We start from the raw sequence: 13,936 nt of genomic DNA, 5'->3' as shown, positions 1-13,936 counted from the left end.
CTCCCATTACCTCGTTTCTTGTTCGCGCTCCTTCGCTCGAAGCTGCCCACAAGCCGCATCGATGTCCGAACCTTGCTCGCGACGAATCGTCACGTTCACTTTTCGGTTTTTGAGCACTTTTTCAAAGGCAAAAATCTGGCTGCGCGGCGTCCGGACGTAGTCGCGCTCGAGCACGTGGTTGACCGGGATCAAGTTGACGTGGCATTTGACGCCTTTCAACAAGTCGGCAAGCTGATGCGCGTGTTCTTCCGTATCGTTGACGCCACCGAACAGACCGTATTCAAACGTGATGCGACGACCGCTCTTCTCCGTATAATAATTGACGGCTTCCATCAATTTATCCAAGTTGTAAGCACGGTTGATCGGCATGAGACGCGTCCGAATCTCTGTCGTCGGAGCGTGAAGGGAGATGGCGAAGTTGATGCGCATCCCTTCATCCGCGAACTTGTAGATTTTCGGAACGATACCGCTCGTCGAGACGGTGATGTGACGTGATCCGATGTTCAACCCATCGTCGTGGTTGATCGTACGGAGGAAACGCATCAATTCGTCATAGTTGTCAAACGGTTCCCCGATTCCCATGACGACGACCGAGTCGACCCGCTCGCCGCTCGCATCGAGCGCACGTTGCACATCAAGCACTTGGGCCGTGATTTCACCCGCTTCAAGGTTACGTTTCAACCCGCCTAACGTCGAGGCACAGAACGTGCAACCGATACGGCAGCCGACTTGTGTCGTGACACAGACCGAGTTACCGTATTCATGGCGCATGAGCACCGTCTCGATCGAATAGCCATCTTGGAGCTCGAACAAGAACTTGATCGTGCCGTCTTTTGACTCTTGACGAACGAGTTCTTTTAGCGTCGTCAACTGGAACGCCGCATCGAGTTTCTCGCGGAGCGGTTTTGATAAGTTCGTCATATCTTCGAACGAAGTCACACGTTTGACGTACATCCAGTCGTATAACTGTTTCGCCCGGAACGCTTTTTCTCCTGCTTCCACGAGCCATTGTTCGAGTTCCGTGTACGTCAATGAGTAGAGCGACGGCTTAGCGCCGACCAATGGATTTTTTTCAACTGCTTTTGGATTCATGGTTTATACCTCTTTCTTGAAGGCGGCAATATAGAAGCCGTCCGTCCCAAACGTCGTCGGGAGTAATTTGAGTTCAGCGCGGTCCGATGACACCATCGGCCGTAATACTTCTGGAAGACGATCACGGAGTGTCTCATCCCACGTCAATCCGTTCGACAAAATGTAGTCGGCCTGCTCTTCATTTTCAGACGGGTCGATCGTACATGTCGAGTACACTAGCGTACCACCTCGTTTTAAGAGAGGCAAGACGGCATCAATAATTTCACGTTGTACTTTCGGCAATCCGGCTAGCGCGGCTTTCTCTTTCGTCCATTTGATGTCCGGCTTCCGGCGAATGACGCCAAGACCTGAACAAGGGACGTCAAGCAAGATGCGATCAAAGCTTTCCGGCTCGAACTTGTCACCGGCGCCGCGTGCATCGAGGGCCAGTGCGGTCACTCCATCGATGTGTAGACGCTTCGCTTGACGTTCGATCAATTTCGCTTTATGCGGATGCAAGTCGAGGGCGACGAGCGTCCCGCCGTCCATCCGTTCGGCCGTATGCATCGCTTTCCCGCCTGGTGCCGCGCATGCATCGAGCACGTGTGACGACGCCTCGGCATCGAGCGCGTCGGCGACGATCATCGAACTCTCGTCTTGGATCGACAACAGTCCGATGTCGATGAATGACGTCTGATGGACGTTTCCTGACTCGATGACGAGCCCGTCTGCCGACAAGACTGACGGTATCGCGACAACACCGACGTCAGCGAGGCGTTCGATCATCTCTGCGACGCTGGCACGTTTTCGGTTGACCCGAACTGTCACCGGAGCCGGTTCGTTGTTTAGTTTACACATCGCTTCCGTCGCTTCGACACCGTACGTCTCAATCCAGTCCGCGACGAGCCAGTCGGGATGGCTATGCTCGACGGCGATGCGCTCGGCGTCAGGCAGTCCACTCAAATCAGGGAACCCGTCACGGATGACGTTGCGCAGCACACCGTTCACAAATTTCCCTGTGCCGGAATGCCCCATTCGTTTCGCGATCTCAACTGCTTCGTGCAATACGGCCCGGTCCGGCACTTTGTCGAGATAAAACAGTTGATACACGCTCATCCGGAGAAGCGGCAAGACGAAACGGTCGAGCTTTCTCGGGTTGTGGATTCGCTTCTCTAAAATGTAGTCAAGCGTCCGTTTTCGCCCGAGCGTCCCATAGACGAGCTCGGTATATAAGCCGACATCTTTCGTCGCCAATTTTTTTTGGTTCAGCAACTCGTTGACCGCGATCGTCGAGTATGCCCCACCTTGTTCAATTTTAATCAGCGTCTCTAGCGCTGCGTGTCTGACATTCATGATTTATCCTCCTAATCGGTCGCCGACTTGTAACTTCTGTCCTGCGCCGCGCATGAACGTGGAACCGTCCATCCGTTTTTTACCGGCCGGTTGAAGCTCGACCACTTTGATCGCGACCGCATCGCCCGTCGCGACGACGAAACCGTCGTCTTCTAACCGGACGATCGTTCCGGGTTCACCTGTCCCGGTCGTCTTCTCACTCGAAAACACTTTCACCCGTTCGCCTGCGATCAGTGTGTAGGCCGTCGGGAACGGATTCATGCCTCGAATGTGGTTGAAGACCGCTTCGCCCGGTTGAGACCAGTCTAACTGTTCCCGGTCCCGGCTGATGTTCGGGGCGAACGTGACGTCACGCTCGTCTTGCGGTACCGCTTCAATCCAACCTTCGAGGAAAGCCGGCAACGTTTGAATCAATAAGTCCGATCCGGCGACCGCGAGCTTCTCAAACAGCGTCCCGACCGTATCCGTCTGTTCGATCGGTACGATCGTGTTCGCGATCATGTCACCTGCATCGAGCTTATCCACCATATACATGATCGTCACGCCTGTCTCTTTCTCTCCATCAAGGATCGCTTGATGGATCGGCGCCCCGCCCCGATATTTCGGGAGCAGTGAGGCGTGGACGTTAATGGCGCCATGGGTCGGGGCCTCTAACAGCTCGGTCGGGACGATTTGCCCGTACGCCGCCGTCACGATCAAGTCCGGTTCGAGCGCTAAAATGTCCGCATAATCGGTGCGGACTTTCTCTGGCTGCAACACCGGGATGCCGTGGCGGAGCGCACATTCTTTCACCGGCGTCGGCTTCAACTCTCGTTTACGTCCGACCGGTTTGTCCGGTTGTGAGACGACACCTACGACATTGTATCCTTCTTCGAGCAAGCGCTCAAGTACGGAAACGGCGAACGTCGGCGTGCCCATGAAGACGATACGTTGGTCGGTCCCTTTCCGCGGGACGGCCAATTTATCGGTGAACAACACGCCGTCCAAATGATCGATCTCATGTTGAATCGCGCGGGCGAAAAAGCCGCTCGCCTTCACGTGTTGCTCGCGTCCTTTCATGTCTTGCGTCTTGACGACGATCGTCTCGTGGCGCTCGACAAACCCGAATTCACCAGGAATGCTCAGACAACCTTCAAGTCCGACTTCTTTTCCAGACGTCTCGACGATCTCTGGATTGATCAAGACGAGCGGTCCCGTCTCATCATCGGTGTGAACGACGGCGAGCCGTTGATTCAAGTTCACTTGCGGGGCCGCAACGCCGACTCCGTCATACTCATACATCGTATCGAACAGCCGGTCGACCGTCTGGCGCAACTTCTTATCGAATTTCGTCACCGGTTCACAAACGACACGTAAAATCTCGTTTGGTACTTCTACTACTTTATACATTTCATTCCACCTCACATGAATACGTATGGGTTAACATCGATACTCAGTTGATATTCTTTCTTGCTGATCGCTTTCGCCCGCGCTTGTTGAAGCATGGCGAGCACCGGATAAAGCGCCTCGGGTTGTTTCGTCTTGATGAACAGTTGATAGCGGTACATGTTTTTAAGTTTGGACAACGGGGCGGGCATCGGCCCGTTCAACCGCGACTGTTCGACGTGAGCGTTCATAAAGTCCTCGGCGAACTGCTCCGCCTCGGTTTGGGCGACGAGCGGATTTTCAGCCGCAACCGTGATGAGCGTCATGTACCAGTACGGCGGATGGCTCCCGACTTGCCGCAGCTTCATCTCTTGTTCGTAAAACGCTTCGAAGTCGTGATGGCTCGCCGTCTCGATGACGTAATGGTCCGGGTTGTACGTCTGGACGTACGCCTCGCCCGGCAATTTGCCTCGTCCGGCGCGCCCGGCGACTTGGGTCACGAGTTGGAACGTGCGCTCGGTCGCCCGAAAATCCGGCATGCCGAGCGTGGCGTCGGCCGCGAGCACCCCGACGAGCGTGACGTTCGGGAAGTCAAGCCCTTTGGCAATCATTTGCGTTCCGAGCAAAATATCGGCTTCCCCGTCCTCGAACCGTTTGAGTAGCTGCTCGTGCGACCCTTTCCGTGACGTCGTATCTTGGTCCATCCGAATGATTCGGGCGTCCGGGATCCGGTTCAACAGCTCGGTTTCGATCTTTTGTGTGCCGGTGCCGAACTGTTTGATTTTCTTACTGTCACACGTTGGACATTTCGACGGCATGCCCATCTCATAGCCACAATAATGGCACTTCAGACGGTCGCCGTGCTGATGATACGTCAAGTTGACCGCACAGTGGGGACAGGTGAGTCCCTCGCCGCAATCCCGGCACATGACGAACGTCGTGAAGCCCCGGCGATTGAGCAAGATGACGCACTGTTCTTTTTTCGCGATGCGGTCATTGATCGCTACAAATAAATCTTCCGAGAACATTGTCGTGTTCCCGCGGGCGAGCTCGCGCCGCATATCAATGATATGGACCGGCGGCATCTCTCCGCCGTATCGTTCTTTCAAATGTAAATAACGGTACACGCCTCGCTGGGCGCGGGCATACGTCTCGAGCGATGGGGTGGCGCTGCCGAGCACGACCGGACAACCGTGGTAGCGGGCTCGCCAAATCGCGACGTCTCGGGCGTGATAGCGCGGGTTTTCTTCTTGTTTATACGTCGTCTCATGCTCTTCGTCGAGAATGATAAGGCCGATTCGTTCGAGCGGTGCGAACACGGCCGAACGCGCGCCAACGACGACATCGACTTCACGGCGTTTGATTTTCCGCCATTCATCATACTTTTCGCCTTGTGAAAGGGCGCTGTGCAGAACGGCGACCCGGTCACCGAACCGTCGTTTGAACCGTTTCACCATCATCGGAGTCAAACTGATTTCCGGGACGAGCAAAATCGCTTGTCGCCCTTCGTCGACGACACGTCCGATCGCTTCGAGGTACACTTCCGTCTTTCCGCTGCCGGTCACACCGTGCAACAATAGCGTCTCCCCCGCTTCCGCTTCGCGAATCGCTTTGACGGCGACCGTTTGACTGTCGTTCAACTCGACCGTCTCGGACACTTGTTCAATCAATGCGTACGGATCGCGATTCAATTCGACTTCGGTCACACGGACGGCGCCGAGCGACTCAAGCTTTTGCAGTTGCGAACGGGACAGCCCGATTTGACGGAGCGAAGACCAGTACATGCGCGGGACCTCTTCTAACAATCGAATCGCTTCAAGCTGTTTCTTCGCACGGGCCGGGACGACCGCCGCGTCGACGAGCTCGATGACGAGGTCCGTTTTGACCGTCCGTTTCTCTTTGAGGACGGGCGACAACGTCAACTCCCCTTTTTTCGCACGTTCTAAAATGACGGATTGGACGTCTTTCGGATATTCCGATAGATGTGTGCCGGCACGGACACCTTCCGGCAGAGCCGTGCCGCTGATTTCTTTATCGTAACTCACTTTCAACGCGGCCGGGAGCATCGCGAGGAGAGCCGACGATCGAAAACATAGCGTCGTCTCTTTCACGTGCGTCGACAAGTCGAGCAGCTCCTCGGTCAACGAAGACGTCTCGTCCAACAGCGCCTCGAGCGGTTTCAACCCTTCTCTCGTTCCGGCGGACACACCCGTCACGATACCGAGCAGACGCCGAGAACCGAACGGGACCGAGACGCGCATTCCTGGCTCGATGAGCGATTCGAACTGGACCGGTACCTCATAGTCGAACGGGCGGTCGATCGTGATGACCGGCGCGTCGACGTGGACATGGGCAATCATTGGATCGCATCCTTAAATTGAAGCAACAACTCGTGCGCCAACTTTTGTTTCGATTGTCGCGGTAGACGGAGCGTGGATCCGTCCGCACGAAACAGTGTGACTTCATTCTCCTCTGCCCCGAACCCGATGCCCGGCGTCGCCACGTGATTCGCCACGAGGTAGTCGACGCGTTTTTTCTCGAGTTTGGCCCGGGCATGCGTCTCTAACTGCTCCGTCTCGGCGGCGAAGCCGACGACCACTTGGTGCGTCTTCTTCATCCCGAGCGTCTTCAAAATATCGGTCGTCTCCTCGAGTTCGATCGTCAACGGTCCGTGCACTTTTTTATGTTTCTCGGCGTGGACCGTTTTCGGGCGGTAGTCGGCGACTGCCGCCGATTTGATGACGAGGTGTTGTGTGTCGAAATGGCCGAGCACTTTCTCGAGCATATCCGCACTCGATTCAACGGGGATGGCCCTCACGCCGGCCGGGACCGGGATTTGCAACGGACCGTGCACGAGTGTGACGTCCGCCCCCATATCTCGGGCCGCCTCGGCGAGGGCGACGCCCATCTTTCCTGACGAATCGTTCGACAGGAAGCGGACCGGGTCGATGCGTTCGACCGTTGGCCCCGCTGTCACGAGCACCCGTTTTCCGAGCAGATGTTTCGGGACGAACTGGCTCTCGATAATGCGCAACAAGTCTTCCGGTTCCGGTAAACGTCCCCCGCCGATCCAACCGCAGGCGAGGTTGCCGACACCCGGCTCGATGATTTGGTAACCGTATGATTTCAACGTCTCGATGTTACGTCGTGTCGCCGGATGGTCGAGCATATTGACGTTCATCGCCGGTGAGACGATGACCGGACATGTTGCCGCTAAGATCGAGGTCGTGATGAAGTCGTCGGCGATCCCATTGGCGAGCTTGGCGATCATGTTCGCCGTCGCCGGGGCGACGACGATCAAATCACTCGTGTCGACGACGTCGATATGCGCGATTTTCGTCGGATCGTGCTCTTCGAACACGTCCGTATACACCGGATTGCGACTGAGCGCTTGAAACGTCGCTTTCCCGACGAACTGTTCAGCTGACTGCGTCATCGCCACGCGGACGTTCGCACCCGCTTGAACGAGTTTCGATGTGAGTGCACACGCCTTATAGGCGGCGATACCGCCACTCACGCAAAGCAAGATGTTCCGATCGTTCACCATTCACAATTCTCCCCTTTATAGACAATGAGACCCAAGTCGCAAACGACTTGGGTCACCATTCATCCGTTGTTTTTTTCGTTCACGATGATTGTCGTGTCACCCGAAAACAGTTCTTCTAGCGCTTGTCCGACCGGCTTATACGATTTTGGCGCGGTGATTTTCGGAGCTTTTCCGTCCTGAATTTGGCGGGCCCGCTTCGCGGCGACCGTTACGATCGTATACTTCGACGGGATTGTACGTTGTAAGGCATCAATCGAAGGGTATAACATTAAATGACCTCCATCATGGCTTTTTTATAGAGAGATGCGACACGTTCACGTTTGCAATGCTCGGCCGTCACGATCGCTTTAATACGATCGATCGCTTTCTCGACTTCATCATTGGTCACGACGTAATCGTATGCGTCCATCAATTCAATTTCTTCACGAGCGACGAGCAAACGTTGCTTGATGACTTCTTCAGATTCTGTACCTCGGCCGACGAGACGGTTACGAAGTTCTTGCAGGCTTGGCGGGGCCAAGAATAAAAAGACGGCTTCCGGGAAACGTTCTTTCACTTGGAAAGCACCTTGGACTTCAATCTCTAAAATGACGTCCTTGCCGCCCTCGAGCGTCTCGCGTACCCATTCGACCGGCGTCCCGTAGTAGTTCCCGACGAACTCGGCGTGTTCGAGCAGCTGATCGTGCTCGATCATGTCTTCAAACTGTTCTCTCGTCTTAAAGAAGTAATGCACTCCCTCGACTTCTCCTTCGCGTGGTTTTCGCGTCGTCGCCGACACCGAATACTGAAGGTTGTTATCCTCTTCCTCGCGGAGCACACGGCAGACAGTACCTTTGCCGACACCACTTGGACCGGACAAGACGATTAATAATCCTCGTTCTTTAAAATTCAATGCATTGCCCTCCATCTTCTAACATCACATTTCATAATAATAGCAGTCAATCGATTGTTACGGCAAGAAGAAGTTCGGATTTCCTACTTCATCGTACCATATTTTCCGGTAATCTGATAACGTAGAGACAGAAAAAGAACAAAGGTGATGAGACTAGTGGCATATGATGGATTAATGACATATCGTGTCGTGACAGAATTACAGGCGCTCGTCGGCGGACGAATCAATCGCGTCCACCAACCGTACGCGCTCGACTTGATGATTCAAGTGCGGTCGAACCGGCAGAGCGTGCAGTTGCTCGTTTCGGCGAACGCGATGTACGCGCGGCTTCAACTGACGGATACCTCGATTAAAAACCCGCAAGAGCCTCCGATGTTTTGTATGATGCTCCGGAAACATATCGAGGGCGGCTTCATTACGGCCGTCGAGCAAATCGGACGGGACCGGGTCATCGTCTTCTCGATTCGCTCGCGCAACGAACTCGGCGACGAAGAGAACAAGAAAGTATATATCGAATTGATGGGACGTCACTCGAACGTCATCTTGACCAATGAGGACGGTAAAATCTTGGATGCGATCAAGCACTTGCCCCCGTCACAAAACACGTATCGGACAATCATGCCGGGAAGCGACTATTTGTTGCCACCCGCGCAAGACAAAGCCGATCCGCTCACTGGGCGGGAGGACGGATTGAAACGAATCGACTGGAACGCAGGCAAGCTCGATAAACAGCTCGTCGCTCACTTTTCCGGGCTCAGCCCTCAAGTCGCCCAAGAGATCGTGCACCGGGCCAACGTACCGAACCGAGCGAGCATCGAGACGGCGTTCAAGAGCGTAATCGATGACCTCACGGGGCCGTACGTGTTTCAACAGCTCGCCTCTGGCAAAGAACGATTCGCCCCGCTTCGCCTGACGTTCGGGGACGTCACGTCTGAAGAGACGTACGACACGAGCAAGGAAGTGCTCGATCGCTTTTTCTACGAGAAAGCGAACCGGGACCGCGTCAAGCAGCAGGCCCATGACGTCGAGCGTCTGCTCAAGTCTGAGCTCGAGCGCAACCAGTTGAAACGAAAGCGTCTGCTTGAAGATTTGAAAGCGACAGAACGGTCCGATGAGCTCCAAAAATATGGCGAGCTCTTGACGACCTACTTGTTCCAACTCGAGAAAGGGATGAAAGTCGCCCACGTCGTCGACTACTACGATGAAGACGGCGCCATGATCGACATCCCGCTCGACCCGCTCAAAACACCGAATGAGAACGCGCAACGTTACTATAAGAAGTACAACAAACTAAAAGTCGCCAAAGTCGAGGTCCAAAAGCAAATCGAGTTGAACGAGGCCGAAATCAGTTATTTAGAGACGCTCGTCGCCCAACTCGATGTCGCCTCCCCTCGTGATATCATCGAGATTCGCGAAGAACTGGCCGAGGGCGGTTATATCCGCCAAAAGCGCCAGAAGAAAAAACAGACGGCAAAAGTCGCGCTCGAAGGCTATACGTCATCGACCGGTACCGAGTTTTATGTTGGCAAGAACAATACGCAAAACGACCACTTGACATTCAAGTTCGCGCGTCGTGATGAGATTTGGCTCCACGTGAAAGATATCCCAGGCTCACACGTCATCATCCGCTCGACCGACCCGGATGAGACGACGCTCCTTGAAGCGGCGACGGTCGCGGCCTACTTCTCGAAAGCCCGTGCCTCGAGCGGTGTTCCCGTCGACTACACGAAAGCACGCTACGTGAAAAAACCGAGCGGCGCCAAGCCCGGATTCGTCATCTATACGGATCAGCAGACGGTGTACGTCACGCCGGATGAGCGGCTCGTCAAATCACTCCAGCAATGAGTTCAGGCCACGTCATGCGACGTGGCCTTGATTGTGGATGTCGTATAAATCGATGCTTCCTATCCCCTCCGCCGGCACCCTCCGTTCCTGGGGCGATGCGGCTCCGGGATTGCCTGAGGAAAGCGCAGGCGCCGAAAGGACGAGCTCTTTATCAGGCAATCATAAACGAAGGCCCCGTCGCTTGACGGGGCCTTCGTTTATTTCGGGTCATGTTTGAACAACTCAAGCTGTTCATGGTAGTCGAGCAAGTGCCCGTGTAAAATTTCAGATACGGATAAATCTTCATGGGGCAACGTGAACAGCGAATACGGCTTGTCACACGTGTACAAGATGTCGTGGTGATGCGCGAGTAAGTATAAAAACTCGGACTCGAACGCTTTCCGCTCTTCCTCGTCCATCAATAAGAGCGCCTCGCGATGTTCCGCTAGGCTCTCGAGTAAGAGCACGAGCTTGTCCTCGAGATGGATCAACAGCCGATACTGCTTGATCGTCAAATGCTTCAGCTTCACGTTCGTCACTTTCATATCTTCTTGGAGCATCATATGAAGTTCTTGATGCCCGAGAATCCGGGCCCGTGTCTCGAGCAGCTCACCCGGTGACCCGACGAGTTCACGCCAATGATGGAACATATACGCCGACGTCTTGCGAATCTCGCCGAGGAGCCGGTCTTCGTAACGTGGCGGCAAGAACGCATAGTTCACGCCGAGCGAGACGAAGACGCCGACCGCGGTCAACAGTGAACGCGTCCACGCGTAGTGAAAGAAGTCGGTCGTCGGGTTCTCGAGCATGAGCACGATGGCGAACGCCGCGTACGTCGACATGTGCGTCTTGTCGAACGTCGTGTTCAGCGTCAAGGCGACGATGACGGCGAGACCGATCGAGATCGGGTTCACGCCGAACGCATAGACGATGAGCAAGCCGCACATCAGTCCGACCATCGTCCCGAAAATACGGCTGAACACGATTTTCGAGGAACGTTTGACGGTCGGTTGCATCGCGACGACCGCGGCGATGGCGCCCATGCCCGAATAAATTCCGAACACATACCACGACAACGCGATCGTGATCGCGACGGCGATGCCCGTCTTCAACGTCCGGAGTCCGACTTTCGGGATGTATCGCTTATCTATCATTTCAATTCAACCTTCCCTGTCTCAGCAATCAAATGGATCGTCGGTCGATTCGAGTTTGACAGCTGATACACACCGCCGCCAATTTCGTTATAACGGTCGGCCGCGGTCACACTGCCACCCGTATTAACGTTCACTTGCCCGGTCGCATGTCGCGGCTCGAACGTGAGCGCCCCGGCCTCGGTTTGAACGGTCAACGCCTGATTGACGACGATGTCGCGCACCGACGCCTCGCGGTAAGAACGGATATCCGCTTGCACGACCCGGACCGTCTCAAGCGTCACATCACTCCGCGTCTCGACGCGGAGTCGGTCCGACTCGACTTTCGTCAAGTTGACCGCATTCGCATCCAAGACGATCGACTTCGCGATCAAACCTTGTCCCGTCACTTGTTCGGCCGTCACATCAATCGATGTCATCGAGCTCGGCAGGGCGACGCGTATTTTATAGCGTGACGGAGACTCGCTCGGTCGGCTGCCGAACTGGCTGAAGCGGCCGAACCGTTCGACGACCGAAATCGTATCCCCGACCGCCTTCACTTTTACTGTCCGTTCCTTCGAGTTCGTCTGCAGCACCTCGATTTGCACTTTTTCATTCGTGCTGCGGACGAACTCGACATTGCCGTGTGCCGTCTCAAGCCGAAGCTTCTTCATTTGGTAGCGGTCCTCGTATTTGTCCCCGAGTGCCAACACGTCGCTAAATACGAATAAGTTCACAAAAAAGAGGACGGGGAGGGCGAGGAAAACGAGACCGAATGTGATTTTACGATGCTTCGGGATGTCTTGAAAGCGGGCTTTCCACGACTTCCCTTTCATTCTAGAGTACGCCATATCTATCTCCTTCTTCATCTGCTTTCCCTATTCTAACACGTTCAGTATCCCATGGTGCGCATAGAAAAAGAATCCGCCCGAAGGTGGATTCTTAGATGAGTGGATTATGATGTGACGCGTTCGTTCCAACCTGTCGGATCAGTTCGCCAGTCATGCAATGAAGCAGCTTCTTCTTTACTGATGATCCGCTTCTTGACGGCGACGTCGAGCAAATCCGATAGGGTCGTCAGCGCGTGGGCGCTGAAACCGGACTCCAACAGATTGATGGCGAGACGGCTCAGGCTGTATGAGAAGATCGCTTGAATCTTCACGACTTCTCCGCCCGCTTTCTCGACCGCCCGAGCGGCCTTGATGCTCGACTCCCCGGTCGACAACAAATCCTCGATCACGACGACACGAGCCCCCGGTTCGAACCGGCCCTCGATTTGATTCCCTTTGCCGTGCCCTTTCGCGCTCGACCGGACGTAGACGAGCGGTAAACCGAGACGATCGGCGACAAGCGTCGCATGCGGAATCCCTGCTGTCGCCGTCCCCGCGATGACATCGACGTCGAGCAATCGAATCTCTTCGACGAGCGCGTCGACGATCAAGTTACGAACCTCGGGATAGCTAAGCGTCAAGCGGTTGTCACAATAAATCGGACTCTTCAGTCCGCTCGACCATGTGTACGGGTTCTCCGGCGACAGCGTCACGGCCTCAATTTTTAACAATGCTTCAGCGATTTGTTTCATACGTTCGACTCCATTCCTCTAGGTAATGTGTATAAGCGGCGTTCGGATCAACGGAGCGGGTGATCGGTCGGCCGACGACGATGGCGGATACGCCGGCGTCACGGGCTGCCTGAGGCGTGGCGACGCGCACTTGGTCGTCCGCCGTCTCACTCATCCGGATGCCCGGCGTCACGGTCAAAAACGAAGAACCGAGCGCTTGATGAATCGCGCGGGATTCATGCACCGAAGCAACGACACCGTCGAGTCCGGCGCGGTGTGCCATCGTGGCCTGCCTAAGAACGGCCTGTTCGAGCCCCCCGCTGATGTGCAACTCATCCGCGAGCATTCGTTCATCGGTCGACGTTAACTGGGTGACACCGATCAACTTCGTCGTGTCGGTCACGTCGCGTAACCCGTCTAACGCGTAGCGCATCATCGTCTCGCCGCCAAGTGTGTGGACGTTCGTCAGTTCGACACCGAGGCGACCGATTTGGCGGAGCGTCCGCCGCGCCGTTTCGGGGATGTCGTGGACTTTGACGTCCAAAAAGACCGGGTACCCTTCGCCGACGAGCCGTTCGACAAATTGTCCGCCTTCACGGTAGAACAGCTCCATTCCGACTTTGACGGCCGGCTTCTGTTCGATTCGTTCCAATAAACGAAACGCGTCCGCGCCCGTTTCGACGTCAAGCGCGAGATACAGTCTGTTCATAAGCTTTCCCCCTGATGTCTAAAATGTGATCGATGCCGAGCTCGTCAAGCCGGCCAGGTAACGCTTCGATGATTTCCTGACAGACGTACGGATTCTCAAAATTGGCCGTTCCGACCGCGACGGCCGAGGCGCCAGCGTAAATAAACTCCAACACATCGTCGACCGTCCGCACGCCGCCCATTCCGATGATTGGGATATCGACGGCTTGGGCGACTTCATACACCATGCGGATGGCGACCGGTTTAACGGCCGGGCCGGACAAGCCACCGATTCGATTGGCTAGAATCGGTTGCCCGGTCGCGACGTCGATCCGCATCCCGACGAGCGTGTTGATCATCGTGATCCCGTCGGCCCCGGCCGCTTCGACCGCCTTCGCCATGTCAGTGATCGACGTGACGTTCGGTGACAGCTTGACGTACACCGGTTTGGATGACGCCGCTTTGACGAGGCGGGTCAGTTCGGCCGCCATGACCGGGTCGGTCCC

The 13,936-nt window shown here is 55.4% G+C and carries 13 protein-coding genes and 1 pseudogene; 1 reads left to right on the top strand and 13 read right to left on the bottom strand.

Annotated features, from left to right (window positions below; genetic code table 11):
- Positions 1-6 precede the first annotated feature (6 nt).
- From rlmN to gmk, 8 genes and pseudogenes are all read right to left on the bottom strand, one after another.
- Positions 7-1,092 carry a 23S rRNA (adenine(2503)-C(2))-methyltransferase RlmN gene (rlmN, locus tag L971_RS08000; RefSeq protein ID WP_024370058.1) on the bottom strand — a complete coding sequence of 362 codons (1,086 nt, stop codon included), beginning with the start codon at positions 1,090-1,092 and terminating at the stop codon, positions 7-9.
- A 3-nt stretch (positions 1,093-1,095) separates the two neighbouring features.
- Positions 1,096-2,424: a 16S rRNA (cytosine(967)-C(5))-methyltransferase RsmB gene (gene rsmB / locus L971_RS07995; RefSeq protein ID WP_024370057.1), complete on the bottom strand. Its 1,329-nt coding sequence runs from the start codon at positions 2,422-2,424 to the stop codon at positions 1,096-1,098.
- 3 nt (positions 2,425-2,427) lie between these two features.
- Complete coding sequence (gene fmt / locus L971_RS07990) at positions 2,428-3,342, bottom strand: methionyl-tRNA formyltransferase (protein WP_047375397.1); 915 nt, start codon at positions 3,340-3,342, stop codon at positions 2,428-2,430.
- Positions 3,343-3,387: 45 nt separating this feature from the next.
- A pseudogene (def, locus tag L971_RS15290) lies at positions 3,388-3,813 on the bottom strand (peptide deformylase); the annotation flags it as partial.
- An 11-nt stretch (positions 3,814-3,824) separates the two neighbouring features.
- Complete coding sequence (gene priA, locus L971_RS07980; RefSeq protein ID WP_047375323.1) at positions 3,825-6,149, bottom strand: primosomal protein N'; 2,325 nt, start codon at positions 6,147-6,149, stop codon at positions 3,825-3,827.
- Positions 6,146-7,336 (bottom strand): bifunctional phosphopantothenoylcysteine decarboxylase/phosphopantothenate--cysteine ligase CoaBC, encoded by a 1,191-nt coding sequence (coaBC, locus tag L971_RS07975; protein WP_047375320.1) that lies wholly within the window; start codon positions 7,334-7,336, stop codon positions 6,146-6,148. The genes priA and coaBC overlap by 4 nt, the downstream gene beginning before the upstream one ends.
- A 59-nt stretch (positions 7,337-7,395) precedes the next feature.
- Entirely contained in the window at positions 7,396-7,605 is a 210-nt protein-coding gene (gene rpoZ / locus L971_RS07970) for a DNA-directed RNA polymerase subunit omega (protein ID WP_024370054.1), read from the bottom strand.
- Positions 7,605-8,243 (bottom strand): guanylate kinase, encoded by a 639-nt coding sequence (gene gmk, locus L971_RS07965; RefSeq protein WP_029335430.1) that lies wholly within the window; start codon positions 8,241-8,243, stop codon positions 7,605-7,607. Before gmk ends, rpoZ begins: the two co-directional genes overlap by 1 nt.
- A gap of 141 nt (positions 8,244-8,384) precedes the next feature.
- Between gmk and L971_RS07960 the strand changes: the two genes are divergently transcribed.
- Entirely contained in the window at positions 8,385-10,073 is a 1,689-nt protein-coding gene (locus L971_RS07960) for an NFACT family protein (protein WP_024370052.1), read from the top strand.
- A gap of 197 nt (positions 10,074-10,270) precedes the next feature.
- On the opposite strand, the gene L971_RS07955 is transcribed toward L971_RS07960, so the two are convergent.
- The 5 genes from L971_RS07955 to L971_RS07935 form a co-directional block, all read right to left on the bottom strand.
- Positions 10,271-11,206: an aromatic acid exporter family protein gene (locus L971_RS07955; protein ID WP_024370051.1), complete on the bottom strand. Its 936-nt coding sequence runs from the start codon at positions 11,204-11,206 to the stop codon at positions 10,271-10,273.
- Complete coding sequence (locus L971_RS07950) at positions 11,203-12,033, bottom strand: DUF4097 family beta strand repeat-containing protein (RefSeq protein WP_024370050.1); 831 nt, start codon at positions 12,031-12,033, stop codon at positions 11,203-11,205. Before L971_RS07950 ends, L971_RS07955 begins: the two co-directional genes overlap by 4 nt.
- 104 nt (positions 12,034-12,137) lie before the next feature.
- Positions 12,138-12,764, bottom strand: a complete 627-nt coding sequence (gene pyrE / locus L971_RS07945; RefSeq protein ID WP_024370049.1) for an orotate phosphoribosyltransferase — start codon at positions 12,762-12,764, stop codon at positions 12,138-12,140.
- Positions 12,748-13,452, bottom strand: coding sequence for an orotidine-5'-phosphate decarboxylase (gene pyrF, locus L971_RS07940; RefSeq protein ID WP_024370048.1), 705 nt, complete (start codon positions 13,450-13,452; stop codon positions 12,748-12,750). Before pyrF ends, pyrE begins: the two co-directional genes overlap by 17 nt.
- Positions 13,427-13,936: HisA/HisF-related TIM barrel protein (locus L971_RS07935; protein ID WP_047375317.1), on the bottom strand; the 510-nt coding region annotated here is incomplete at its 5' end. The genes L971_RS07935 and pyrF, both read right to left, overlap by 26 nt.

Origin of the sequence: Exiguobacterium sp. ZOR0005, assembly GCF_000798975.1 — a bacterium.
In the GTDB taxonomy this organism is placed as follows: Bacteria; Bacillota; Bacilli; order Exiguobacteriales; family Exiguobacteriaceae; genus Exiguobacterium; species Exiguobacterium aurantiacum.
Note: the sequence above shows the minus strand (reverse complement) of the source record. Positions and strands in the feature narration are given on the sequence as shown.

Coding starts and splice junctions, on each gene's coding strand:
- rsmB (WP_024370057.1), bottom strand. CDS start 2,424: ATGAATGTCAGACACGCAGCGCTAGAGACGCTGATTAAAATTGAACAA.
- pyrF (WP_024370048.1), bottom strand. CDS start 13,452: ATGAACAGACTGTATCTCGCGCTTGACGTCGAAACGGGCGCGGACGCG.
- fmt (WP_047375397.1), bottom strand. CDS start 3,342: ATGGGCACGCCGACGTTCGCCGTTTCCGTACTTGAGCGCTTGCTCGAA.
- gmk (WP_029335430.1), bottom strand. CDS start 8,243: ATGGAGGGCAATGCATTGAATTTTAAAGAACGAGGATTATTAATCGTC.
- rpoZ (WP_024370054.1), bottom strand. CDS start 7,605: ATGTTATACCCTTCGATTGATGCCTTACAACGTACAATCCCGTCGAAG.
- coaBC (WP_047375320.1), bottom strand. CDS start 7,336: ATGGTGAACGATCGGAACATCTTGCTTTGCGTGAGTGGCGGTATCGCC.
- pyrE (WP_024370049.1), bottom strand. CDS start 12,764: ATGAAACAAATCGCTGAAGCATTGTTAAAAATTGAGGCCGTGACGCTG.
- rlmN (WP_024370058.1), bottom strand. CDS start 1,092: ATGAATCCAAAAGCAGTTGAAAAAAATCCATTGGTCGGCGCTAAGCCG.
- L971_RS07955 (WP_024370051.1), bottom strand. CDS start 11,206: ATGATAGATAAGCGATACATCCCGAAAGTCGGACTCCGGACGTTGAAG.
- priA (WP_047375323.1), bottom strand. CDS start 6,149: ATGATTGCCCATGTCCACGTCGACGCGCCGGTCATCACGATCGACCGC.
- L971_RS07950 (WP_024370050.1), bottom strand. CDS start 12,033: ATGGCGTACTCTAGAATGAAAGGGAAGTCGTGGAAAGCCCGCTTTCAA.